This is a genomic window from Acidovorax sp. 100, assembly GCF_003688355.1.
Lineage (GTDB): Bacteria > Pseudomonadota > Gammaproteobacteria > Burkholderiales > Burkholderiaceae_C > Acidovorax > Acidovorax delafieldii.
This window is the reverse complement of sequence record NZ_REFD01000001.1, coordinates 2750236-2772507: the sequence shown is the minus strand read 5'-3', so window position 1 is coordinate 2772507 and position 22272 is coordinate 2750236. Positions and strand designations below refer to the sequence as shown.

Below are 22272 nucleotides of genomic sequence, written 5' to 3'. Positions count from 1 at the left end.
TTACCGCACCAGCTGCACGCGGCCCATGATGCCCGCCGGGCGCACCAGCAGCACCAGGGCCAACACCACAAACGACAGCACCAGCTTGTACGACGGCCCCATCAGCGGCACCGCCAGCTCTTGCGCCACACACAGCAGCAGCGCACCCAGCACCGCGCCCACCGGGCTGCCAATGCCGCCCAGCACCATGGCCGCAAACGCGGGGATCAGGCTCTCCCACCCCATCTCGGGGCTGACCACGGCCTTCATGCCCAGCAGTACGCCACCCAGTGATGACAACGCGCCCACCAACAGCCAAAGGCTCAGCATCAACCCATTGGCGCGGATGCCGCTGGCGCGTGCCAGGTCCGCACTGTCGGCCACGGCGCGCAGTTGGCGGCCAAAGCTGGTGCGGTAGATCAGCACAAAGACCACCAGCAGGCAAACGGCGGCCACCGCCGCAATGGCCAGGTCGGTGGGCAACACGCGAATGCCACCAAAGTTCCAGGCGCGCACCAGGGGCAGGTCAAACGTGCGCTGGTCATGCCCGGCAAAAAAACCGATCAGGCTGCGCAGCAAAAACCCGAGGCCAATGGCTGCGAGCATGGACGACACCATGGGCCGCCCGGCCAGCTTGCGAAAGATCAGCGTATACGAGCCCGCCGACACCACGGCCGTGACCACCATGCTGATGAGCGCCGCCGCCCACAGCGGCCAGCCCCCCAACAGCTGCACCGCCACGGCAACGTAGGCGCCCGTGGTGAGCATGTCGCCCGTGGCTGCGTTGGGAAAGCGGTTGACGCCCATCACCAGGGTCATGGCCAAGGCAGGCAGTGCCACCACCAGGCCTTCGATCAATCCGTTGATCAGCAGGTTTACAAAGTCGATCCAGGTCATTGCGTCATTCCGTCATCCCATGCACATCTGCGCGGTGCGCCGCAGAAAAATGCCCGGGGCCTGCACCTGGCAGGCGCACCGGGCGCGGTCCATCACATCGTGATGGACACCACGTCGCGCCGCACCAGCTGGCCCTTTTCGATGATGAATACGCCAAAGTCCGGCGTCACATCGCCCGCCTTGTCAAAGTCCAGCTTGCTCGATGCGCCTTCGTAGTTCACCTTGGCCTTTTTGGCCAGTTGCGCCTTGCCTTCGGCAAAGGTGAACACGGCCGTGCCGGGGGCGTTGGAGACATCGCGCATCTTGGCGTTGATCTGCTCTACCGTGGCCTTGGGGCCAGCGGCCTCCATGGCCAGCGCCAGCGAGATCACCATGTCGTACGCCATGGCGGCGTAGATGTTGGTGGACGCCGCCTTGCCCGTGGCCTTGGTGAAGGCCGCGTCAAACTGGGCATACGAAGCGCTCTTTTCGTTCGACACGGTGTCCACCGAGATGATGCCCTCGCACACCTCGGCGCCCAGGGCCTTCACCAGGTCGGGGTTGGCCGCCCAGCCGGGGATGATCCACTTGGTGTCGGCACCGGACTGGAACCACTCGCGCAGGATGATGGTGGTGTCGGGCAGGTACGAGCCCATCACGATCACATCCGGCTTAGCGGCCAGAATCTTCTGCAGCTCGCTGCGGTAGCTGGGGCGGCTGGGTTCGTAGGTGACATGGGCCGCCACCTTGCCGCCGCGTTTCTCCCAGGCCTTGGTGAAGCCTTCCACGTTGCCCAGGCCGGATGCGTTGTTGAACGCCATGGTGGCCGGGCGCTTGAAGCCGCGCTTGGTGCAGATCTCGGCAAAGGCCGCGCCAAAGCGGTCGTTGGTGGCCTGAAAGCGCCACACCAGGTCCTTGGTGTCCAGCGTGGAAATGGCGGGCGCGCCCGACACGTTCATCTGGATGATGCCTGCCGCGTCGGTCAGCGGCATCACTGCCAGCGTCACGCCCGAGGCCCAGGTGCCCAGCACCGCCTGCACCTTATTCACTTCGATCAGCTTCTTGGCGGCCAGCACGGCCGCGTCGGGCTTGGTCTGGTCGTCTTCGGTGAAGAGTTCAAGCTTGCGTCCACCCGCGCCGCCCGCGGCATTGACCTCATCCACGGCCAGGCGAATGGCCTGCTGCATGCCCGGGCCGTAGGGACTGCCTGCACCGGTGATGGGCGTGAGCGAGCCAATCCGAAACACCTCACCTTGCTGGCTGAAACCGATGGAGGGAAGGAACTGCAGAGCCGCTGCGGCGCCGCCGAGCTTGACGAAATTTCTACGTTGCATGGTGATCTCCGGTAGGGGGTGGGATGGGGGTGAGGGGGTGAAAGGGACTCAAAGGGTGTTCTTGACCCACACGCCGTCCTTGGCGATGGCGCGAATGCGCTCGCCCTGGTTCAGCAGGCAGGTGATGTCGGTCAACGGGTTGCCATCGACCAGCAAGATGTCGGCAATGGCACCGACCGTGACTTCGCCCAGCTGGCCTTGCTGGCCCAGAATCTCCGCGCCAATCAGCGTGGCCTGCTGCAGCACCGGGCCATTGCCCAGAATCTCCGCGCGCAAGCGCAACTCGTCGGACTGCAGGTAATGCGTCTCGGCCAGCAAGTCGCTGCCCAGGCCCATCTTCACGCCCGCCTTGGCCAGGATCTCGATGGCCTGCTTGCCCTGGCCGCGCACCGAATCGATCTTGGCAATCGACACCGCAGGCAGACCATAACGCTCGCCCTCGTTGGCCAGGCCCTCGTAGGTGATGAGCGTGGGCACCATGAACGCGCCCATCTCGGCCATGAACTCTGCCGTGGGCGCATCCACCAGATTGCCGTGCTCGATGGTGCGCACGCCGCAGCGCACGGCGCGGGCGATGGCGCGGGGCGTGTAGGCGTGGGCCATGACATAGGTGTTGGCATTGGATGCCTCTTCCACAATGGCGTGCAGCTCGGCTTCGGAATAGCCCAGGTTGCCAATCGGGTCGTTGGGCGAAGCCACACCGCCCGAGGCCATCACCTTGATCTGCGTGGCGCCCTTCAGAATTTCTTCACGCACCGCCAGGCGGCAAGCATCCACGCCATCGACCACGCGGCCGATGTTGCCGAGCTTGTAGGCGCACGAACACACATCCAGGTCATCGTTGCGCTGACGGAAATCCGCATGCCCGCCGGTTTGCGACAGCGCCTTGCCCGCAGGGAAGATGCGCGGCCCCTGCACCAGCCCCGTGCGCACCGCCTCGGCCAGCGACCAGTCGGCGCCGCCCGCATCACGCACGGTGGTAAAGCCCCGCTCCAGCATGCCCTTCATGATGGGCAGCGAGCGCATCATGGTGAACACGTTAGGCATCTTGGCCACGGCGCCCAGGTTGAACGAAGACGCCACCACGTGCACGTGGCAGTCGATCAGGCCGGGCATCAGGGTCATGCCCTTGGCGTCGAGCGTGGTGGTCCCTTCTGGCACCTGCAGGTCGGTGCCTACCGCCGCAATGCGGCCGTCCTGCACCAGAACGGACAGGCCGGTGCGCAGTGTGAGTGCGTGGACATCCAGCACACGGCTGTTTTCAATCAACAAAGAGGTCATGAGATTCGTCAAAGTGGGCGCGATGGCTTCAAAATTACTCATAGCCTGCTTTTTCAGGGGGCCATGAAGACCATCAAGCATCCATCTGGTGCATTGCAGCATCTACAGAGTGTGGCGCTTGACACGTTGCTGTCACAGGACGCATTTATCGGGCCAATTGCCCTTATCCGCAACGCCTAAAATCTCACCATCCCATGAGCCCTACTCATACACCCTAGGCCACCACTATGCGCCGCCTGTGCCCCACCATCTCTGAGCTGAACGCCTTTCATTCCGCCGCCAAGCACCAGGCCTTCACCATGGCCGCGCGCGAGCTGTGCGTGACGCAAAGCGCCATCAGCCGCCACATCGCGGCGCTGGAAGACTACCTGGGCCAGAAGCTGTTCATCCGCAAAGCCACCGGGCTGGAGCTGACCGAGGCGGGTGCCACCTACCTCAACGCCACCCGCCCCGCCATGGCCGCGCTGGAATCGGCCACGGCACAGCTCATGTCGTACGGGGGTGATGGCGGCTCGCTGAACCTGTCGGTCCCGCCCACGTTTGCGGCACAGTGGCTGTTTCCGCGCCTGGGACACTTCAAGCGCACGCTGCCGCAGGTGTCGCTGAACTTTGTGCGCTACCAGCACGCACACGACTTTGCGACACCGCATGAGTTCGACGCCGCCATCCAGTACGGCTACGGCAACTGGCCCAGCGCCAATGCGCGCTACCTGATTGGCAAGGAAACCAGCATCGTGTGCAGCCCGCAACTGCAGGCCGCCCTGCCCCTGGACACCCCGCAAGACCTGATGCGCGCCACGCTGCTGCAGCACATTGAGGTGCCCCTGGCCTGGCAGGACTGGATGGAAGCCCACGGCCTGGACACCAGCGCCAGCCGGTTCGGGCCGGGCTTCAACCTGTATTCACTCATCATCCGTGCAGCGGTTTCAGGCTTTGGCGTGGGCATCGTGCCCACCTGCCTGGTGGAGGACGAGCTAGCGGCAGGCACTCTCGTAGAGCCCCTGAAAGACCGCTTTGACAGCCCGCTCGGCTACTACCTGTGCGCGCCCACGGCACGCACCAATTTGTCGGTGTACCGGCTGGTGGCGGGGTGGCTGGAACACTGCTGCAACCATGCCGAGGGCGCCGCGGCGCCAGCCGCCACGCCCTGCATTTTCTGCAACCCCCAGGCCCCTGCAGCGGGCTAGGGCCTGTTCACACTATTTTTGCCAGTGCGAAGGCCTCCACTCACGGGCCTGCCTCAGGCGAACAACCCTTTGTACTGATCCCGCAGCAGGTTCTTTTGCACCTTGCCCATGGTGTTGCGCGGCAGCTCGGACACCACGAAGCACCTCTTGGGGATTTTGAAGTTGGCCAACTGCGACTTGAGCTGGGCCACGATGGCATCGGCGTCCAGGCTGGCACCGGGCTTGGCAATGACCACGGCCACGCCCACTTCGCCAAAGTCAGGGTGTGGCACGCCGACCAGGGCGCTTTCGGCCACGCCGGGCATTTCGTTGATGTAGCCCTCGATCTCTGCGGGGTAGACGTTGTAGCCGCCGCTGATGATCAGGTCTTTGCTGCGGCCCACGATGTGCACGTAGCCGCGCTCGTCCACCTTGCCCACGTCGCCGGTCTTGAAGTAGCCATCTTTGGTGAACTCTTCGGCCGTCTTTTCAGGCATGCGCCAGTAGCCCTTGAACACGTTGGGGCCCTTGACCTGGATGCCGCCGATCTCGCCCACGGGCAGGTCTTTGCCGCCATCGCCCTGCACGCGCAGGCTCACACCCGGCAGGGGGAAGCCCACGGTGCCGCCACGGCGTTCGTCCTGCCCGTTGTAGCGCTTGTCAGCGCTGTAGGGGTTGCTGGTGAGCATGATGGTTTCGCTCATGCCGTAGCGCTCCAGGATGGTGTGGCCGGTGCGTTGCTGCCATTCCTTGAAGGTTTCGATGAGCAGCGGTGCAGAGCCTGCGATGAACAGGCGCATGTTCTTGACGGCCTGTTTGTTCAAACCAGCCTCGGCCAGCATGCGCACGTACAGTGTGGGCACGCCCATGAACACGGTGGCGCGGGGCATGGCGGCGATGACGGCCTTGGGGTCGAACTTGGCCATCCAGATCATCTTGCTGCCGTTGATGAGCGCGCCATGGATGGCCACGAACAGGCCATGCACGTGGAAGATGGGCAACGCGTGGATGAGCACGTCCCCCTTCTTCCAGCCCCAGTAGTCCTTGAGCATGACGGCATTGCTGAGCATGTTGCCGTGCGTGAGCATGGCACCCTTGCTGCGGCCGGTGGTGCCGCTGGTGTACAGGATGGCGGCCAGGTCGTCGGCGCTGCGGGACACGGCCTGGTGCTCGTCGCCGTGGTGCGCTGCACGCTCCAGCAGGCTGCCGGTACGGTCGTCACCCAGGGTGAAGACATGCTGCGTGCCCAGGGTGAAGGCAATCTTGCTGACCCAGCCAAAGTTGCCGGGCGAGCACACCACCACGGCCGGCTCGGCGTTGCCGATGAAGTATTCGATCTCGGCGCTTTGGTAGGCGGTGTTGAGCGGCAAAAAGACGTAGCCCGCACGCAGCGTGGCCAGGTACAGCGCCATGGCTTCGACAGACTTTTCGACCTGCACGGCCACGCGGCTGCCTTCGGGCAGCTTGAGCGACGCAAGCAGGTTGGCGATGCGGGCGCTGGCGCGGTCCAGATCGCGCCAGGTGTAGAACAGCGGGGTGCCGTCTGCCGCCGTGGTCTCAACGGCAGTGCTGTCCAGGTCGGACGGGAAAGCGGCGCGCAGGGCGCTGAAGAGGTTGTGTTGGCTCATGGCTCAGACTTCAATGGGCTGGGTGGCTGGGTTGAGAGGTTGGGACTGACTGAATGGGAGAAAGCGGGGGCGGAGGCGCCGGTCAGAACACCGGCGCGCGCTTGTCCAGAAAAGCAGAGATCCCTTCGCGGTGCTCGGCGCTGGCGGCGTAGGCATAGGGGTCGGCAGGGCCGTTTACTATGTTTTCAATAGCAGACAAGGCATGATTTTGTAGCGCTACAGGCGCTTTCAGCGCCCGAAACGTCTGTTTGTTCATGCGGGCGGCCTGGGGCGCCAGCGCGGCAATGCGCTGGGCACTGCCCAGGGCTTCGGTGGCCACCATGTCGTCGGCCACCACCCGGCTCAAAAAGCCGCGTGCCAGCATGTCGGGGGCGCTGAAGGTGGCGGCCTCCAGCAGCATCTGGCGTGCGGTCACGTCGCCCACTGCACCTGCCACCAGCTGCGCCTCGCGCGGGGCCATCGGGAAGCCCAGCTTGGCAATCGGTGCGCCAAAACGCGCGCCATTGCCCGCCACCCGGATGTCGCAGCAGCTGGCAATCTCCACGCCGGCGCCCATGCAGGCGCCGCTGATCTGGGCCACGATGGGCACGTCGCACTGGAGCATGGCATTGAGCCCGCCCCACACGTCGTTTTCATGAAAGTCGCGCAGCGCGGCCGCGTCAAAACGGAAGCCGGGGTACTCTGAAATGTCTCCGCCCGCACAGAACGCCCCGCCCTCGCCCGCGATGAGCACACAGCGCGCATCGGCCGAGCGCTGCACGTCTTCAAACACCGCACGCAACTGCCGCCACATGGGCCGCGACATGGCATTCAGCCGCCCGGTGTGGCGCAGGGTGACATGCACCACCCCGCCCTCCCCAGCATTCATCAACACTTCACCCGACATCCTGGTATCCATTTCCTTCACATACCCCCCGCGACCTTCTCACCCCGCCATGCCATCGCCAGCGCCACCGTGGAACTGGCTTTGCCAGGCCACGGGTGGCGTCCCCCTCGGGGGATGGCGCAAAGCGCAGCCATAGCACCGGCTATGGCGAGCATTTGCAACAACGACGGTGTGCGCTTTTGCAGAGCGAGCGGGCATGGCGGGTTTGTTTGCACCGTCTTGGGGGTTAATCAAGCTTTGCGCCAGACGCCTTCACCACCGCCGCCCAGCGCTTGACCTCGCTGCTCACAAACGCGCCAAACTGCTGCTGCGTCATGCCGCCGTAGTCCGCGCCGTTACTGGCCCACACGGCCTTGAGGTCATCGGCGGTGCCCAGGCGCTTGATCTCGTCCACGATGCGGGCCTGCACGTCGGCCGGTGTGCCTTTGGGCGCCCACAGGCCGTACCAGGTGGTCACGGTGTAGTCGGGCAGGCCCACTTCGGAGGCGCAGGGTACGTCGGGGAATGCGGGGTTGCGCTTGGCGCCGGACACCATCAGCGCCTTGATGCGGCCGCTCTTGATGTGATTGGCTGACGAGCCCAGGCCGTCGAACATCATGTCCACGTTGCCGCCAATGAGATCCTGCAGCGCGGGGCCCGCGCCCCGGTAGGGGATGTGGGTGATGAAGGTGCCTGTCTGCTGCTTGAACAGCTCGCCTGCCAGATGGTGCGAGGTGCCTGCTCCGGCCGAACCGTAGTTGAGCTTGGCAGGGTTGCGCTTGATGTAGTCCAGAAACTGCTTGAAGTTGGTGGACGGCGTCTTGGGATTGACCACCAACACCTGGGGCACGTTGGCCAGCAGCGCCAGGGGAATGAAGTCTTTCTCGATGTCGTAGTCAAGCTTGGGGTACATCGCAGGGGCAATCGCGTGGTGCACGGCGCCCATGAACAGCGTGTAGCCATCGGGCGCCGCCTTGGACGCAATGCTGGCACCCAGCGTGCCCCCGGCGCCACCCCGGTTGTCGATCACCAGCGTCTTGCCTGTGCTTTTGGAAAACTGCGCAGCCAGCGGCCGGGCAAACGCATCGGTGCCGCCACCGGCGGGGAACGGCACCACCACCGTCACGGGCTTGCTGGGCCAGGTGCTTTGGGCCCAGCTATTGCTGCTGGCCAGGCCCAGGCCTGCAGCCGCAGCGCCGAGCAATACACCCCGGCGTTGGATTCGCGAATCAGTCATTCCTTGTCTCCTGTCGTTGTAAAAATACGCGGTCACTGGTCCGCCCGGCATCTTGCCGGCCGCCCCGTCAGTCGCGGCAAAGGCTGTCGATGTCCCCCGACACTGGCACCTTGCCCTGCGCAAGCAAGCTGCGATGCCTGTCGATGCGCTTCAAGTCGTACAGGTAGTTCACCATGAGCCCGTACGATTGTTTCTGCCCCTTGCTGGACGGGTCACCCGCCCAGTTCAGGCGCTCTACCCGCGCGCCGTTGCCCAGGTGGAAGCGGGCCACGGGGTCTGCCGGTTTGCCCTCTTGCAGCTCGCGGCCCAGATAGTACGCGGCGCATTCCAGCAGCATCTGGCGCACGGGGGATTTGGCGTCCAGCTCCAGCGCCTTGTCCACCGCCCCGAGCAAATGCGTGGCCTGCGGCGGCTCGAAGCCCACCGCGCGGCCCAGCTCGCTGCGGCGCTTGTCGTCCAGGCGGTCCAGCATGGCCCCTGCATGTTTGCCCAGCCAAGCGCGGAAACCCGGAATGGGCGACAGCGTGGCAAAGGTGCGCAGGCGCGGGAACTCGGCCGTGAGCGTTTCCACCACATGCTTGATGAGCGAGTCGCCAAAGCTCACGCCGCGCAGCCCCGTTTGCGTGTTGCTGATGGAATAGAAGATGGCCGTGGTGGCCCGTGCGATGTCCACGGGCGCAGCAGCCTCGTCCAGCAGCGGCGTGATGCTGGACGAAATCTTGTCCACCAGCGCCACCTCCACAAAGATCAGCGGCTCGTTGGGCAGGCGCGGGTGAAAGAAGCCATAGCAGCGGCGGTCGCTGTCCAGGCGGTTCTTCAGGTCGGCCCAGCTGCGGATGTCGTGCACGGCCTCGTACTTGATGAGCTTTTCGAGCAGCGAGGCGGGCGAGTCCCACGACAGCCGGCGCAGCTCCAGAAAGGCCACGTCGAACCAGGTCGAAAACAAATGCTCCAGCTCGGCATCGAGCGGCAGCAGGCGCTTGTCGGCCTTGAGCAGCGGCAGGATTTCTGCGCGCATATCCACCAGAAAACGCATGCCCTCGGGGAACGCCGAAAACCGCTGCAGCAGCCGCGTGCGGGGCGATACCAGCGCACGGCGCAGGCTGATCTCGGCCTGCCCTTCTTCGGCCGTGCCCGCCGCCGCTTCGTAACGCTGGCGGGCCGACTTGAAGCGCGTGGCATCCGGTGCGAACTGCTCGCACATCAGCAGCCACATGTCGCGCCTTTCCTCGGGCTCGGCCTTCGCATACCAGTCGGCCACGGCCTGGGCGCGGCGGCCACCTTCGATCTCGCTCACCTGGGGCGCCACCACCTCCTGCAGGTCGGCCAGCAGACGGCGCAATGCGCGGGGCGACAACGCCTCCTGGCCGCGCCGCAGAGTGGCCTGCAGACGCTCGTTGGTAGAACGCGGCACCGCGACCTTGGCGACCACATCGGTCACGGTTTTGTCGAGTGAGGCCTTGGCAGACTTGTCGGCGGTCTTGTCCCCCGCCTTGTCGGCGGCAGGCGCGGCAGTGCGCAGGCGTGACACGCTGCGGGTGATCCATTCGGGAGTGCTGTTGATCATGGGGTCAACCTCGATTGCTGGTTGCGGGCTACATCGCGCAGCGCATCGCGCTGGCGCAACAGATGGGTGCGCATGGCCTCCTCGGCCGCGTCGCAGTCGCGCGCCTTGAGCGCGGCAAACACGGCCAGATGCTCTGCCAGGCTTTGCTGCATGCGCCCGGGGGCATGCAGCGTCTTGTGGCGTGCCAGCCGCAGGATCTTGCGCAGGTCGCCAATCACCTGGGCCAGCCAGCGGTTGTCCGCCAGCGTGATGAAGGCCTCGTGGATGGCGTAGTTGGCTTCGTAGTAGTCGGTCATGCGCCCGTCGGCCGCGCACTGTTGCAGTCGCTCGTGCAGCAGCTCCAGCGCGGCAATGTCGGCCGCCACGGCCTTGCGCGTGGCCTCGTGTGCGGCTCGCCCCTCCAGCAATGCGATGACGGGAAAGATGTTGTCCAGATCGCTCTCGGTGACCTCGGCCACAAAACAACCCCGGCGCGGCTCATGGCGCAGCAGCCCCTCGGCCACCAGCACCTTGAGCGCTTCGCGCAGCGGGGTGCGCGAGATCTCCAGCCGCTCGCACAAGGCCGCCTCGTCCAGAAAGCTGCCGGGCGGCAAGGCGCCCGCAAAAATCTGCTCCCGCAGCCGGGAGGCGACTTCGTCGTGCAGTGAATTCGGGACAGGACGCATGTAAAACAAGGCTCCAGGGCACCAACCCGCGAGGCATCGGCTGTCAGCGACAGAAGCACGGCGCAGGCCGAATGCCTGCAACACACCACTAACAGCTGACAACAGAGGCGATTGCCTCGCCATGTGTGTAATTTCTCATAATTACGCAAAATGACAAGGTGTAAACCGTGATTTGCAGACTTTGGTTACACAAAAGACGGCGACTGCGGTGGTTGCGCAACGCTGCGTGCCACATAGCAGCAAGGGTGGCGAACTTTGCTGCTGGACCCAAGGCACCGTCGTTGGGTGATCAGCCCCGGGCCAGATGAGCGGCCGAGGGTGCAACACCCGCTGCGCCCACCGCACGGTCGCCCTGCCCTCACGCCCCTCCCCCGCTTCACTCCACGCCCGCAAAACCTTCCACCAGGTGGTCGATCCACACCCGCAGCTTGGCGGGCAGAAACCGGTGGGACGGGTACAGCACCCAGGCCGTGCCCGCGTACGAGGTCTTGTGCTCCCAGTCGGGCAACACGGTCACCAGGTCACCCCGCGCCAACGCAGCGCGCGCGGTAAAGCCCGGCAGGCTGGCAATGCCCAGGTGGCTCAGCGCGGCCTCCAGCCGCACCTCACTGTGGTTGGCCACATAGCGCCCGCGCACGGCCACCGTGGCGGATTCGCCTGCGCGCTCGAAGCGCCAGTGCCGGTCGCGCTCGTCCTCGCCCAGGGTGATGCAGGCGTGGTGCTCCAGGTCGCGCGGGTGCTGCGGGTGGCCCCGCTCGGCCAGGTAACGCGGGCTGGCGCAAACCAAATGGCGCAACGTGGCCAGCGGCCGCCCGGCCAGGCCCGGGGGTGGCGTGTCGGTCACACGCAGGGCCAGGTCGATGGGTTCCTCGAACAGGTCCACCGTGCGGTCGGTGATCAGCAGTTGCACATCGACCTCGGGGTATTTCTGCAAAAACGGCAGCACCAGGGGGTGAACGAGTTGGCGCCCCACCGCCTTCGCCATGCTCATGCGCACCATCCCCGATGGCGCGGCAGAGTGGGTGTCGCTCAGCGCCCACACCTCGCGCGCGGCAGACACCATGTCCTGGCAGCGGCTGTAGACCGCCGTGCCCGCATCGGTCAGCCGCAGCTTGCGGGTGGTGCGCTCCAGCAGGCGCACGCGCAGCGCCCCTTCCAGCCGAGCCACCTGGCGGCTAACCGCCGACGGGGTGATGCCCAGCTGCCGCGCGGCGGCCGAGAAGCTGCCCGCATCCACCACACGCGCAAACACCGCCATGTCGGGGAGGCTGTCCAGGGGCTGATTGATGCGCATGGGGAACAAGTGCAGTTCTTTGGCAGCGATTATCAATGCATGGACGCAAATTGATAATTTCCCCAGCCCATCGCCGCCACGCGCGGCGCCCCACAGCCTCCCCCCCAATCTGCGCCCCATGTCACACACCCTGCCCCTGTCCGCCCCTTCCCCGCTGGCCCCGCGCCTTTCTGACCTGGCCTTGCTGCTGGTCGCCGTGGTGTGGGGCACCAGCTATGGCGTGGCCAAGGGGGCCCTGGTGTTCTACCCGGTGCTGGGTTTTTTGGCCGTGCGCTTCCTCCTGACCTTTGTGGTGCTGCTCCCGGCCCTGCTGCGCGCCACTGCGCCCGAGCGGCGCGATGCGTTGGTGGCCGGTCTGCCGCTGGGTGGGCTGATGCTGGGCATCTTTCTCTGCGAGACCTTTGGCCTGGCGCTCACGCAGGCCAGCAATGCCGCGTTTTTGATCAGTCTGTGCGTGGTGTTCACACCGTTTGCCGAGTGGTGGCTGCTGCGCCAGCGGCCCGAGCGTGTGATGTTTGGTTTTGCCGCCGTCTCCCTGCTCGGCGCAGCCCTGCTCAGCGGGGGGTACACCGGCCAGTGGGGTTGGGGCGACGCCCTGATGCTGGCGGCCGCCGTGCTGCGTGCCATCACCGTGTGCCAGACCACGCGGCTCACCCGTCGCCGCAACGCACCCGTGCTGGCCCTCACGGCGGTGCAGTCGGGCGTGATCGGGGTGGGCTGCCTGCTGCTGGCGCTGGCTTTGCCGGGCAAGCTGCCCCCGCTGCCGTCGCTCACCCAAGCCAGCGCTTTCTGGTGGGCCTGCGTCTACCTGGTGGCGGGCTGCACGGTGTTTGCCTTTGTGGCCCAGAACTGGGCGCTGCGCCACAGCTCGCCCACGCGGGTGGGCTTGCTGACCAGCAGCGAGCCCGCCTTTGGCGCGCTGTTTGCGGTGTTCTGGCTGGGAGAGCAGCTCAGCGTCACGGGCTGGGTGGGCGGTGCACTCATCGTGGGGGCCGCCCTGTGGACGATGGCGCGGCGGGGTGATGCGCGGCATTGACCGCCTGCTTACCCGCTACTCGGTCCAATCACTACCAATTTGATAGCTGCTCGGGCATAAAACACCGGCGCTATCGCCCGTTTTATCTCGAAACCAGCGCCCCCACCGGCTGCCGCTGCGCCCACAGCCACATCGCTGCGCCACCCACGATCATGGGCACACACAGCCATTGCCCCATGCTCATACCCAGCGACAGGATGCCCAGGAAGGCGTCGGGCTCGCGGAAATATTCGGCAATGAAGCGGAACACACCGTAGCCGAACAGGAAAGCGGCAGCCACCTGGCCGGGGCGACGCTCCTTGCGGGCATACAGCCACAGCAGGATGAACAGCAGCAATCCTTCCATCAGGAACTGGTAGACCTGCGACGGATGGCGCGGCTGCATGGAGCCGCTGTGCGCAAACACCATGCCCCAGGGCAGATCGGGGCTGGCAAAGCGACCCCACAGTTCGCCGTTGATGAAGTTGCCTACCCGCCCTGCCGCCAACCCCGTGGGCACGCAGGGCGCCACAAAATCAGCCACCTGCAGCCAGGGGCGCTGACGCGAATGGGCAAACCACAGCATCGAAACCACCACACCCAGCAGCCCGCCATGGAAGGCCATGCCGCCCTGCCACACGGCAAAAATTTCCAGCGGGTGGCTCAGGTAGTAGCCCGGCTTGTAGAACAGGCAGTAGCCCAGCCGCCCGCCAATGACCACGCCAGCCACCCCCAAAAAGAGGATGTCTTCCACATCCTTACGCGTCCAGGCGCCGGGCCCCGTGATGGAGGCAAAGGGCGGGTGCCGCAAGCGCCGGATGCCCAGCAGCATGAACAGGCCAAAGGCCGCAAGATAGGTCAGGCCATACCAGTGCACAGCCAGTGGGCCGATCTGCAGGGCGACGGGGTCGATGTGGGGATAGGTCAACATGGTGGCGGGTATTGTGCCCGCGCTGGGGATGACCCCGCAGTCAGGGCCTACTGCCTCGGGCAAGACCACCGGGTGGCCGCTGCCGCGCCAGAACGATCAGTTGGACCCACACAACCCTTTTTTGAATAAAAAGCCGAGGAAGCGCTAGTCCGTCATGCACCGACAGCTATCAAAAGTGGAGCAAAAACAAAAAAGCCGCGCCCTCCAGGCGCGGCTTCGGTGCGGCGGCAGGGCTGTTGGCCCTGCAAGGCTGCCCCTCAGTCGTCCAGCAGCGACAAATCGCGCACGGCGCCCTTGTCGGCAGACATCACCAGCTTGGCATAAGCCTTGAGCGCGGCCGACACCTTGCGCGGGCGTGGCTGGGCGGGCTTCCAGCCCTTGGCGTTCTGTACTTCGCGACGCTTGGCCAGTTCTTCATCGCTCACCAGCACGTTGATCGTGCGGTTGGGGATGTCGATGCGGATGCGGTCGCCGTTCTGCACCAGTCCGATGGCACCGCCCGCAGCGGCTTCCGGCGAGCAGTGGCCAATCGACAGGCCCGAAGTGCCACCCGAGAAGCGGCCGTCCGTCAGCAGCGCGCAGGCCTTGCCCAGGCCCTTGGACTTGATGTAGCTGGTGGGGTAGAGCATTTCCTGCATGCCGGGGCCGCCCTTGGGGCCCTCATAGCGCACGATGACCACGTCACCGGCCTTGACCTTGTCGGCCAGGATGTTGGCCACGGCTTCGTCCTGCGACTCGGTCACGTGGGCCGTGCCCTCGAACACCAGGATGCTTTCGTCCACACCGGCCGACTTGACCACGCAGCCGTCCACCGCGATGTTGCCGGTCAGCACGGCCAGGCCGCCCTCTTTGCTGAAAGCGTGGCCGTACGACCGGATGCAGCCCTCGGCGCGGTCCAGGTCCAGGCTGGGCCAGCGCGTGTTCTGGCTGAACGCCACCTGGGTGGGGATGCCTGCGGGGCCCGCCATGTAGAAGGTGCGCACGGCCTCGTCCTGCGTGCGCACGATGTCCCACTGGTCCAGCGCGTCCTTGAGCGTGGCGGTGTGCACCGTGGGCACGTCGGTGTGCAGCTTGCCTGCACGGTCCAGCTCGCCCAGGATGGCCATGATGCCGCCAGCACGGTGCACGTCTTCGATGTGATACTTGTTGGTGTTGGGCGCCACCTTGCACAGCTGCGGCACCACGCGCGAGAGGCGGTCGATATCGGCCATGGTGAAAGGAATCTCGGCCTCGCTCGCAATGGCCAGCAGGTGCAGGATGGTGTTGGTGGAGCCGCCCATGGCGATGTCCAGCGTCATTGCGTTTTCAAACGCCTTGAAGCCCACCGAGCGGGGCAGCACGCGTTCGTCATCCTGCTCGTAATACTGTTTGGCGATCTCGACGATGCGGCGACCGGCGCGTTTGAAGAGCCGCTCGCGGTCGGCATGGGTGGCCACCACCGTGCCGTTGCCGGGCAGCGACAGGCCCAGCGCCTCGGTCAGGCAGTTCATGGAATTGGCGGTGAACATGCCCGAGCACGAACCGCAGGTGGGGCAGGCCGAGCGCTCGACCTCGGCCACATCGGCGTCGGAGTAGTTGGTGTCGGCGGCAATCACCATCGCGTCCACCAGGTCGAGCTTCTTGAACTCCATGACCTTGGTGACCGGGTTGGCCAGGCGGGTCTTGCCCGCTTCCATCGGGCCACCCGAAACGAAGATCACCGGAATGTTCAGGCGCATGGCGGCCATCAGCATGCCGGGGGTGATCTTGTCGCAGTTGGAAATGCAGACCATGGCGTCGGCGCAGTGCGCGTTGACCATGTACTCGACCGAGTCGGCAATGATGTCGCGGCTGGGCAGCGAATACAGCATGCCGTCGTGGCCCATGGCAATGCCGTCGTCCACGGCAATGGTGTTGAACTCCTTGGCCACGCCGCCAGCGGCTTCGATCTCGCGGGCCACCAGCTGGCCCAGGTCCTTAAGGTGCACGTGGCCGGGCACGAACTGGGTGAACGAATTGACCACCGCGATGATCGGCTTGCTGAAGTCATCGTCTTTCATGCCGGTGGCGCGCCACAGGGAACGCGCGCCTGCCATGTTGCGACCGGCGGTGGAGGTTTTGGAACGGTAGATGGGCATCGTGCTGGCTTCTGAAAAATCGCTGGAAGGGAAGCGGGCCGGACTCATAAAGGCCCCTCGCGCGCCCGTGCAGACAACCTCTTGAGCCGTGCCGGGGGCAAACCTGTCAATTATCGCCCAGCCCCACAGGCCCGCCCGGGGCGGTGGCGTTGGGGATTGCGGGGGCAGCCCCCACGCGCTGCGACGGCGCTGGCAGAATGACCCATTCCGCTCCAGCCCCAACCCCGAGACCAGGACGCCCCACGATGACCGACTCCAGCAAGCCCTCCGCACCCATCAACCGCCGCAGCGCCAACATCACCCAGGGCAAGTCGCGCGCACCCAACCGCTCCATGTACTACGCCATGGGCTACGAGGAAGGCGACTTCGTGAAACCCATGGTGGGCGTGGCCAACGGCCACAGCACCATCACGCCCTGCAACAGCGGCCTGCAGAAGCTGGCCGACGCGGCCATCGCGGGAATCGAAGAAGCGGGTGGCAACGCCCAGGTGTTCGGCACCCCCACCATCAGCGACGGCATGGCCATGGGCACCGAAGGCATGAAGTACAGCCTGGTCAGCCGCGAAGTCATCAGCGACTGCATCGAAACCTGCGTGGGCGGCCAGTGGATGGATGGCGTGCTGGTGGTGGGCGGCTGCGACAAGAACATGCCCGGCGGCCTGATGGGCATGCTGCGCGCCAACGTGCCCGCCATCTATGTCTATGGCGGCACCATCCTGCCCGGCCACTACCAGGGCAAGGACCTGAACATCGTGAGCGTGTTCGAGGCCGTGGGCGAGAACGCTGCGGGCAAGCTGAGCGACTTTGACCTGAAAGAAATCGAGAAACGCGCCATCCCGGGCACGGGCTCGTGCGGCGGCATGTACACCGCCAACACCATGAGCAGCGCGTTCGAGGCCCTGGGCATCAGCCTGCCCTATTCGTCCACCATGGCCAACCCGCACGACGAGAAGATGAACTCGGCCAAGGAGTCGGCCAAGGTGCTGATCGAGGCCATCAAGAAGGACATCAAGCCGCGCGACATCGTGACCCGTAAATCCATCGAGAACGCCGTGGCTGTGATCATGGCCACGGGCGGCTCGACCAACGCGGTGCTGCACTTCCTGGCGATTGCCCATGCGGCAGGCGTGGAGTGGAGCATCGACGACTTCGAGCGCGTGCGCGTAAAGACGCCTGTGTTGTGCGACCTCAAGCCCAGCGGCAAGTACCTGGCGGTGGATCTGCACCGCGCAGGGGGCATTCCTCAGGTCATGAAGATCTTGCTCAATGCGGGCCTGCTGCATGGCGACTGCCTCACCATCGAAGGCAAGACGATTGCCGAGGTGCTGAAGGATGTGCCGGACGAGCCACGCGCCGACCAGGACGTGATTCGTCCTATCGACAAGCCTATGTACGCGCAAGGCCACCTGGCCATCCTCAAGGGCAACATGAGCCCCGAAGGCGCGGTGGCCAAGATCACGGGCTTGAAGAACCCCGTCATCACCGGCCCGGCCCGCGTATTCGACGACGAACAATCGGCACTCGAAGCCATCCTGGCGGGCAAGATCAAGGCCGGTGACGTGATGGTGCTGCGCTACCTGGGCCCCAAGGGCGGCCCCGGCATGCCAGAAATGCTGGCACCCACCGGTGCGCTGATCGGAGCAGGCTTGGGTGAGAGCGTGGGCCTGATCACCGACGGCCGCTTCTCCGGCGGCACCTGGGGCATGGTGGTCGGCCACGTGGCGCCCGAGGCCGCAGCCGGAGGCACGATTGCTTTCGTCAACGAGGGCGACAGCATCACCATCGACGCACGCCAGCTGCTGCTGGAGCTGAACGTGCCCGAGGCAGAAATCGCCAAGCGCCGCGCCGCCTGGACCGCCCCTTCCCCACGCTACACCCGTGGTGTGCAGGCCAAGTTTGCGTTCAACGCATCCAGCGCCAGCAAGGGAGCGGTGCTGGACGCCTATTGATTGCCGAGGCAAAAGACTGAAGGGCTGCGACGCAGCGGCCTGTTCTGCCCCAGCGAGGAATCGGCTGCGCCCTCACCCGCGTCTGACTGCAGCCGGGGCTGGAGCTCCCTTTAAATTGGGTGCCGCTTGGATCGCCACCGAATCCATTGGTCAGTCACCATCCGCAATGGTGCAGTCAGACGCCACGACCAGCTCATACGCATCAGCTCCACCTCTTTTCGGACGGCAGCAGTCACCGCGGCCTCGCGCGCGGTGACATCGCGCACCAGCCGAAGCGTGTTGACGCGCATCCGGTCTGCAGGCGTCGCATCACAGGCGTTTTCATGCCCCTGTCCCCGCGCGCCGTCTACGATCTCGCCAATATCAAAAAAGGCCAGCGGCTGCTCCGCGCAGGTGACGACCATCAAGCCCCAGGGCTCGTGCACATCAATGCCCTTGGGGCCACCTTCACGGGGGTTGTGATGGCCTTGCTGAAACACTGCGTCGTCCAGCACCCGTATCGAACGGTGCGGTTCAGGCAGATCCTGCCACCCCGGCGCAGCGCGGTAGAACACCGCCACGGTGGGAGCTCCCGCGTCCGCTACAAGCAAGATGCGACCGCCCGCAACAAAGCACAGGCCATGGGGATAGTGGACTCCACCGAGTTGCACTGCCGGCTCCTTGCTGGGATCAAGAAACTCGTCATTGCGGTAGAGCGCTACTGCGTGATGATCGTGATTGCTGACGGCCGCCCATTCCCCGTTGGCGTCTAACGCTATCCCGTCCGGCAACTCCAGCCCCTTGTGCATGAGCTGTTGGGCGTCCAGATGGGCAAAGCCGCTCGCGGCATCCAGCAGATGATGGGTTACATAATGGGAAAAGCCGTTGCATACCCAAAGTTCGTGCAGGTCCGCGCCCAGATCACGTACGCACAAGCTTCCAGGAGTGCTGAGGAGTTCTGTCTCACGCTTACCGATCACCGCCACCGGCCGAAGGTCGCATGCCGAGGTCAGGCCATCTGCCTCAGGCACTTTGAATAGTGAAACATTGCCCTCTCGGCTGGCTACTGCGATGACACTATTGCCCACCCAGCAAACGCCGTGGGGGCGTCTAAGACTGGTGGAGGATATCTCCACCGCATCCGTCAGACAAACCACCTGCCGACCACTCTCGAGCTGACAGTCCAGCCCCACGACAAGCAAACGATCCAGAGTGATTGCAGCAAGTACCAAACGGCGTCCATCGGGCGACCAGCTCACATCTTCGGTTCGCCCCATCGACAGCACGGCATCGAGCAACTCTTGAGGGCCCGTACATGCCACTCTCACTAGAGCACTCCTTGCTGCTGGTTATGAAAAGCCAGGGCTTCATCCACGGGTCCGTCCATCACGATGCGTCCATCCTTCATGACCAATGCGCGATTGCAGAAGCTCTTGAGAATAACCTCGTTGTGGGACGCCAGCACCAGGATGGAAACCTGCTCAATCAGGCCATTGATGCGCTCCCTGGCCTGGCTGAAAAATTGTGCGTCACCGGCACCAATCATTTCATCCATCAGCAAAATATCGGGAACGACGCTGGTGGACACAGCAAATGCCAACCGCAAGAGCATGCCCTGGGAGTACGTTCTCACAGGCAACTGCAGATGTTCTCCAAGTTGGGTGAACGTCTCTACTGAAGGGATGAGATCCATGGCCTGCCTGCGCGTCAGCCCCATGACGATGCCCCGCATGATGATGTTGTCGTAGCCGGTGGCGTCGACATCCATGCCCAGCATGATGTCGGTTAGGGCTGCCACTCTGCCACCGAAATTCAGTTCGCCTTGCATGGGCTCGTAGACACCGGACAGCACGCGCAGCAGCGTGGTCTTGCCAGCGCCATTGGATCCGATCAGGCCGACACGGTCGCCAGGTCGCAGAGCCAGATTCACGTCGCGCAGCGCATGCACACTGACCTGTCGCAAACCACTGGATTCCACGCGCGCCTTCTCGCGCCGGGGAAGCCCCAGCACCGTGTTGAGCAACCCCCGAGACCTTGCGGTGAACACGGGAAAATCAATCGATACGCCAGTCAACTGGATATGGGCCATATTTGGATGCTGCAAGGGAACGGGGATTACAACCAGTACACAATCCGCCGACGGATCGCCACGTATTGCCAGAAGAAAATCAAGGCCAGCAGCAGAATCACCCCCAACGCGGCGCCCCAGCTGCTGGGACTTGGGACGGATCCCATGAGGGGGCTACGCATCAGCTCCAGAAACAGCGCCAAAGGGTTGAGATGCACCACCCACTGTGCGCGCTCAGTCAGCTGGTCGGGCACCCACAGAACAGGTGTCACAAAAAAGCTCACCTGCATCAGGCTGCCGAGCGCTACCGTCACATCACGAAAACGCGCCGCCAATCCCCCAAGGATGGCGACGGTGAAAGTGGCTGCCAGCAGAGTCATCAAGGAGGCTCCCAGCAATGCGCCCCACTGCACGTCCCCCAAGCGTCCTGCCCACAACAACACTGCAAGCACAATCACTGCACTGTGCAGCATCAAGATGGTGCATCGGAACACGGTGCGAAAGACAAAGGCCATCTTCGGATAGGGCGTCTGCTTCAGGAAGGCATCCGATGCGATGTACGTTAGAGCGCCTTCATTGATCAGGGCGCTGAAATACCCGAACAGCACATGCCCCGCACAGAAATATGGCAGGTACCAGTCAGCCGGATACTTGAAAAGCTGCGCGCCAATCAAGCCGAATGCCACGATGAAGAGGGCCGTATTGAACGTAATCCACACTGGCCCCAGAAACGTCCGCCGATACTGCTTGGCAACATCATTCCAGCCCATGAAACACCAAAAGCGCCACGCCAACATGGCATTCCAGACATCTCGCCCAAGCAGTTGAATCTGTCGCTGGCGCGTAGATACATTAGGTGTTGTAGTGTGTTTTGTCATCACAGAAAAACTTAAATCATCGACTCATAGACCTGCAGAGTCTTTTGAGCGCACGCTTGCCAGGTAAATCCACGCACCCTGTCACGCCCGCGAGCTCGCAATTGGCCTGCGAGTGCAGAATCTTCAATAATTCGGCACATCGCGCCTGATAGCTCATCGATACGAAGTGGGTCGACCAGGAGCGCCGCATCACCTGCGACTTCCGGAATGGAGGTTGTATTGGAAGCCACCACAGGCACGCCTGCTGCGAAGGCCTCCAGCACTGGCAAGCCAAATCCTTCATGCAATGACGGAAACACCAACGCCGTCGCACGCTTTATGACTACCTGAAGCTCGGTATCTGGCAGATGCCCCAGCCATCTAACATGCTTCAGCTGTCCGCTGGAAAGGCGTCCCACGACGTCCTCACACCCCCAGCCGGGTTTGCCGACGACGATCAGTGGACACGCCCTCTGCACGTGCTCCGGGAGGCTGGCGTGGGCAGACAAGAGTCGTCCGATATTCTTGCGCGGCTGCAACGTGCCCACACTCACCAAATAGCTTTCTGGTAGCGAATGCCGAGCCCGCACAGCAGCCCCCTGGGCAGCATCGACAGGCTTCAGCCATTGAGCCCCCACGCCCAACGGGATTGCAGTGATTCGCTCCTCCGGAATGCGAAAGTGGGTCGCAATTTCTTGTCGGGAATAGTCGGATATGGTGATGACATGCTGCGCCCACAACGCAGTCCGCCGCCACAGTTCGTTCTTTAAGCTCTTCAAACGGTATCGCACCCATTCCGGATGGGACAGCGGTATGGCATCGAAAATCGTGGCTACAGTGGGTACACCTCGCAAACGAGGGACGAGATGGTCTGTGGCATGTATCAGATCCACGCCAGTGCCCACCGCACGGCGTGCGTGGGCAAAGTCCATCCACGGCAACATGGCAGCCAGCGCTTGGTAACGAAACGAACCAAAGGACAGCGGAGCCGTTACGCCAGTCCAACTGCTTTCAGGAAGATCGAAAAGATAGGGCGTCAGTTGGGCAGATTGAGGCATAGCAGCCATCAATTCGCGGGTGTAGGTACCAATCCCGTCTACCCCACCCTGCTGCATACATCGCGCCAATACGCTTACACCAAAAGCAACCTTCATCAGACTCTCTTTCTTAACCCCAACAAAACAAACCGCATACGACTACGGTTCACAGTGAGACGAAGCGCCACTGATCGATTTTTTTCCATGTGCTTTATCTGGTCAGATACTCCTTTTCAAGCCTTCAAGGAATACGCAAAAGACCAGACGGATACGCGGCCTGCGCCGCGAAGAGCGCACCAGCGCTAGTAGGCTCACCGCTCTAGTCTGTCCAAGGAATTTCGCTCGACGAAGGATCGCTGATGCCTGGATACTCAGAGGAGAGACTCCAGGCTACCTAACCAGCTCGCAGATGCTGCAGGTCAATTGC

Annotated in this window: 18 protein-coding genes; 3 read left to right on the top strand and 15 right to left on the bottom strand. The window is 63.9% G+C overall.

Translation table 11 applies throughout. From position 1 onward, the window contains the following. The 3 genes from C8C96_RS12760 to C8C96_RS12750 all read right to left on the bottom strand — a co-directional run bounded on the left by C8C96_RS12760 (window position 1) and on the right by C8C96_RS12750 (window position 3470). Window positions 1-876: a branched-chain amino acid ABC transporter permease gene (locus C8C96_RS12760; protein WP_121942557.1), complete on the bottom strand. Its 876-nt coding sequence runs from the start codon at window positions 874-876 to the stop codon at window positions 1-3. Window positions 877-968: 92 nt separating this feature from the next. Beyond that, window positions 969-2189 (bottom strand): ABC transporter substrate-binding protein, encoded by a 1221-nt coding sequence (locus tag C8C96_RS12755; RefSeq protein ID WP_099730657.1) that lies wholly within the window; start codon window positions 2187-2189, stop codon window positions 969-971. Between the two features lie 48 nt (window positions 2190-2237). Then, a complete protein-coding gene (locus C8C96_RS12750) occupies window positions 2238-3470 on the bottom strand; it encodes an amidohydrolase family protein (protein WP_121942556.1) in 1233 nt (410 codons plus the stop codon). A 227-nt stretch (window positions 3471-3697) separates the two neighbouring features. Between C8C96_RS12750 and C8C96_RS12745 the strand changes: the two genes are divergently transcribed. After that, complete coding sequence (locus C8C96_RS12745; protein WP_121942555.1) at window positions 3698-4657, top strand: LysR substrate-binding domain-containing protein; 960 nt, start codon at window positions 3698-3700, stop codon at window positions 4655-4657. A gap of 53 nt (window positions 4658-4710) precedes the next feature. Here C8C96_RS12745 and C8C96_RS12740 read toward each other — a convergent pair whose 3' ends face one another. The 6 genes from C8C96_RS12740 to C8C96_RS12715 all read right to left on the bottom strand — a co-directional run bounded on the left by C8C96_RS12740 (window position 4711) and on the right by C8C96_RS12715 (window position 11892). Continuing rightward, entirely contained in the window at window positions 4711-6264 is a 1554-nt protein-coding gene (locus C8C96_RS12740; protein WP_121942554.1) for a malonyl-CoA synthase, read from the bottom strand. Between the two features lie 82 nt (window positions 6265-6346). Beyond that, window positions 6347-7150 carry an enoyl-CoA hydratase/isomerase family protein gene (locus C8C96_RS12735; RefSeq protein ID WP_056064421.1) on the bottom strand — a complete coding sequence of 268 codons (804 nt, stop codon included), beginning with the start codon at window positions 7148-7150 and terminating at the stop codon, window positions 6347-6349. A 226-nt stretch (window positions 7151-7376) separates the two neighbouring features. Beyond that, the gene (locus C8C96_RS12730) at window positions 7377-8366 is read right to left on the bottom strand and encodes a tripartite tricarboxylate transporter substrate binding protein (protein ID WP_121942553.1); all 990 of its coding nucleotides are present in this window, start codon (window positions 8364-8366) and stop codon (window positions 7377-7379) included. Between the two features lie 67 nt (window positions 8367-8433). Further along, window positions 8434-9933 carry a malonyl-CoA decarboxylase gene (locus tag C8C96_RS12725; protein WP_121942552.1) on the bottom strand — a complete coding sequence of 500 codons (1500 nt, stop codon included), beginning with the start codon at window positions 9931-9933 and terminating at the stop codon, window positions 8434-8436. Continuing rightward, entirely contained in the window at window positions 9930-10598 is a 669-nt protein-coding gene (locus tag C8C96_RS12720) for a GntR family transcriptional regulator (RefSeq protein ID WP_056064427.1), read from the bottom strand. Before C8C96_RS12720 ends, C8C96_RS12725 begins: the two co-directional genes overlap by 4 nt. Window positions 10599-10974: 376 nt before the next feature. Then, complete coding sequence (locus tag C8C96_RS12715; RefSeq protein ID WP_121943999.1) at window positions 10975-11892, bottom strand: LysR family transcriptional regulator; 918 nt, start codon at window positions 11890-11892, stop codon at window positions 10975-10977. 118 nt (window positions 11893-12010) lie between these two features. On the opposite strand from C8C96_RS12715, the gene C8C96_RS12710 reads away from it, so the two are divergent. Further along, on the top strand, window positions 12011-12928 hold the full coding sequence (locus C8C96_RS12710) for a DMT family transporter (RefSeq protein WP_121942551.1): 918 nt from the start codon (window positions 12011-12013) through the stop codon (window positions 12926-12928). Between the two features lie 82 nt (window positions 12929-13010). On the opposite strand, the gene lgt is transcribed toward C8C96_RS12710, so the two are convergent. Then, window positions 13011-13838 carry a prolipoprotein diacylglyceryl transferase gene (lgt, locus tag C8C96_RS12705; RefSeq protein ID WP_056064434.1) on the bottom strand — a complete coding sequence of 276 codons (828 nt, stop codon included), beginning with the start codon at window positions 13836-13838 and terminating at the stop codon, window positions 13011-13013. Window positions 13839-14095: 257 nt separating this feature from the next. After that, a complete protein-coding gene (ilvD, locus tag C8C96_RS12700) occupies window positions 14096-15955 on the bottom strand; it encodes a dihydroxy-acid dehydratase (protein ID WP_121942550.1) in 1860 nt (619 codons plus the stop codon). 245 nt (window positions 15956-16200) lie between these two features. Here ilvD (C8C96_RS12700) and ilvD (C8C96_RS12695) point away from each other — a divergent pair, with 245 nt between their 5' ends. Further along, window positions 16201-17904, top strand: coding sequence for a dihydroxy-acid dehydratase (gene ilvD, locus C8C96_RS12695; RefSeq protein ID WP_121942549.1), 1704 nt, complete (start codon window positions 16201-16203; stop codon window positions 17902-17904). A 110-nt stretch (window positions 17905-18014) separates the two neighbouring features. On the opposite strand, the gene C8C96_RS24650 is transcribed toward ilvD (C8C96_RS12695), so the two are convergent. From C8C96_RS24650 to C8C96_RS12665, 4 genes are read right to left on the bottom strand one after another with little or no spacing between them, the layout of a single operon-like run. Continuing rightward, on the bottom strand, window positions 18015-19181 hold the full coding sequence (locus C8C96_RS24650) for a YncE family protein (RefSeq protein ID WP_147455677.1): 1167 nt from the start codon (window positions 19179-19181) through the stop codon (window positions 18015-18017). A 29-nt stretch (window positions 19182-19210) separates the two neighbouring features. Then, the gene (locus tag C8C96_RS12675) at window positions 19211-19972 is read right to left on the bottom strand and encodes an ABC transporter ATP-binding protein (RefSeq protein WP_121942546.1); all 762 of its coding nucleotides are present in this window, start codon (window positions 19970-19972) and stop codon (window positions 19211-19213) included. A gap of 26 nt (window positions 19973-19998) precedes the next feature. Beyond that, entirely contained in the window at window positions 19999-20829 is an 831-nt protein-coding gene (locus tag C8C96_RS12670; protein WP_121942545.1) for an ABC transporter permease, read from the bottom strand. A gap of 11 nt (window positions 20830-20840) precedes the next feature. Then, window positions 20841-21962, bottom strand: coding sequence for a glycosyltransferase family 1 protein (locus tag C8C96_RS12665; RefSeq protein WP_121942544.1), 1122 nt, complete (start codon window positions 21960-21962; stop codon window positions 20841-20843). Between the last annotated feature and the right edge of the window lie 310 nt (window positions 21963-22272).

What these genes read in the sequence shown, in the direction of transcription:
- C8C96_RS12670 (WP_121942545.1), bottom strand. Translation starts at nt 20,829, where the DNA reads ATGACAAAACACACTACAACACCTAATGTATCTACGCGCCAGCGACAG.
- C8C96_RS12715 (WP_121943999.1), bottom strand. Translation starts at nt 11,892, where the DNA reads ATGCGCATCAATCAGCCCCTGGACAGCCTCCCCGACATGGCGGTGTTT.
- ilvD (WP_121942550.1), bottom strand. Translation starts at nt 15,955, where the DNA reads ATGCCCATCTACCGTTCCAAAACCTCCACCGCCGGTCGCAACATGGCA.
- C8C96_RS12720 (WP_056064427.1), bottom strand. Translation starts at nt 10,598, where the DNA reads ATGCGTCCTGTCCCGAATTCACTGCACGACGAAGTCGCCTCCCGGCTG.
- lgt (WP_056064434.1), bottom strand. Translation starts at nt 13,838, where the DNA reads ATGTTGACCTATCCCCACATCGACCCCGTCGCCCTGCAGATCGGCCCA.
- C8C96_RS12665 (WP_121942544.1), bottom strand. Translation starts at nt 21,962, where the DNA reads ATGAAGGTTGCTTTTGGTGTAAGCGTATTGGCGCGATGTATGCAGCAG.
- C8C96_RS12750 (WP_121942556.1), bottom strand. Translation starts at nt 3,470, where the DNA reads ATGACCTCTTTGTTGATTGAAAACAGCCGTGTGCTGGATGTCCACGCA.
- C8C96_RS12745 (WP_121942555.1), top strand. Translation starts at nt 3,698, where the DNA reads ATGCGCCGCCTGTGCCCCACCATCTCTGAGCTGAACGCCTTTCATTCC.
- C8C96_RS12710 (WP_121942551.1), top strand. Translation starts at nt 12,011, where the DNA reads ATGTCACACACCCTGCCCCTGTCCGCCCCTTCCCCGCTGGCCCCGCGC.
- C8C96_RS12735 (WP_056064421.1), bottom strand. Translation starts at nt 7,150, where the DNA reads ATGTCGGGTGAAGTGTTGATGAATGCTGGGGAGGGCGGGGTGGTGCAT.
- C8C96_RS12675 (WP_121942546.1), bottom strand. Translation starts at nt 19,972, where the DNA reads ATGGCCCATATCCAGTTGACTGGCGTATCGATTGATTTTCCCGTGTTC.
- ilvD (WP_121942549.1), top strand. Translation starts at nt 16,201, where the DNA reads ATGACCGACTCCAGCAAGCCCTCCGCACCCATCAACCGCCGCAGCGCC.
- C8C96_RS12730 (WP_121942553.1), bottom strand. Translation starts at nt 8,366, where the DNA reads ATGACTGATTCGCGAATCCAACGCCGGGGTGTATTGCTCGGCGCTGCG.
- C8C96_RS12725 (WP_121942552.1), bottom strand. Translation starts at nt 9,933, where the DNA reads ATGATCAACAGCACTCCCGAATGGATCACCCGCAGCGTGTCACGCCTG.
- C8C96_RS12760 (WP_121942557.1), bottom strand. Translation starts at nt 876, where the DNA reads ATGACCTGGATCGACTTTGTAAACCTGCTGATCAACGGATTGATCGAA.
- C8C96_RS12740 (WP_121942554.1), bottom strand. Translation starts at nt 6,264, where the DNA reads ATGAGCCAACACAACCTCTTCAGCGCCCTGCGCGCCGCTTTCCCGTCC.
- C8C96_RS12755 (WP_099730657.1), bottom strand. Translation starts at nt 2,189, where the DNA reads ATGCAACGTAGAAATTTCGTCAAGCTCGGCGGCGCCGCAGCGGCTCTG.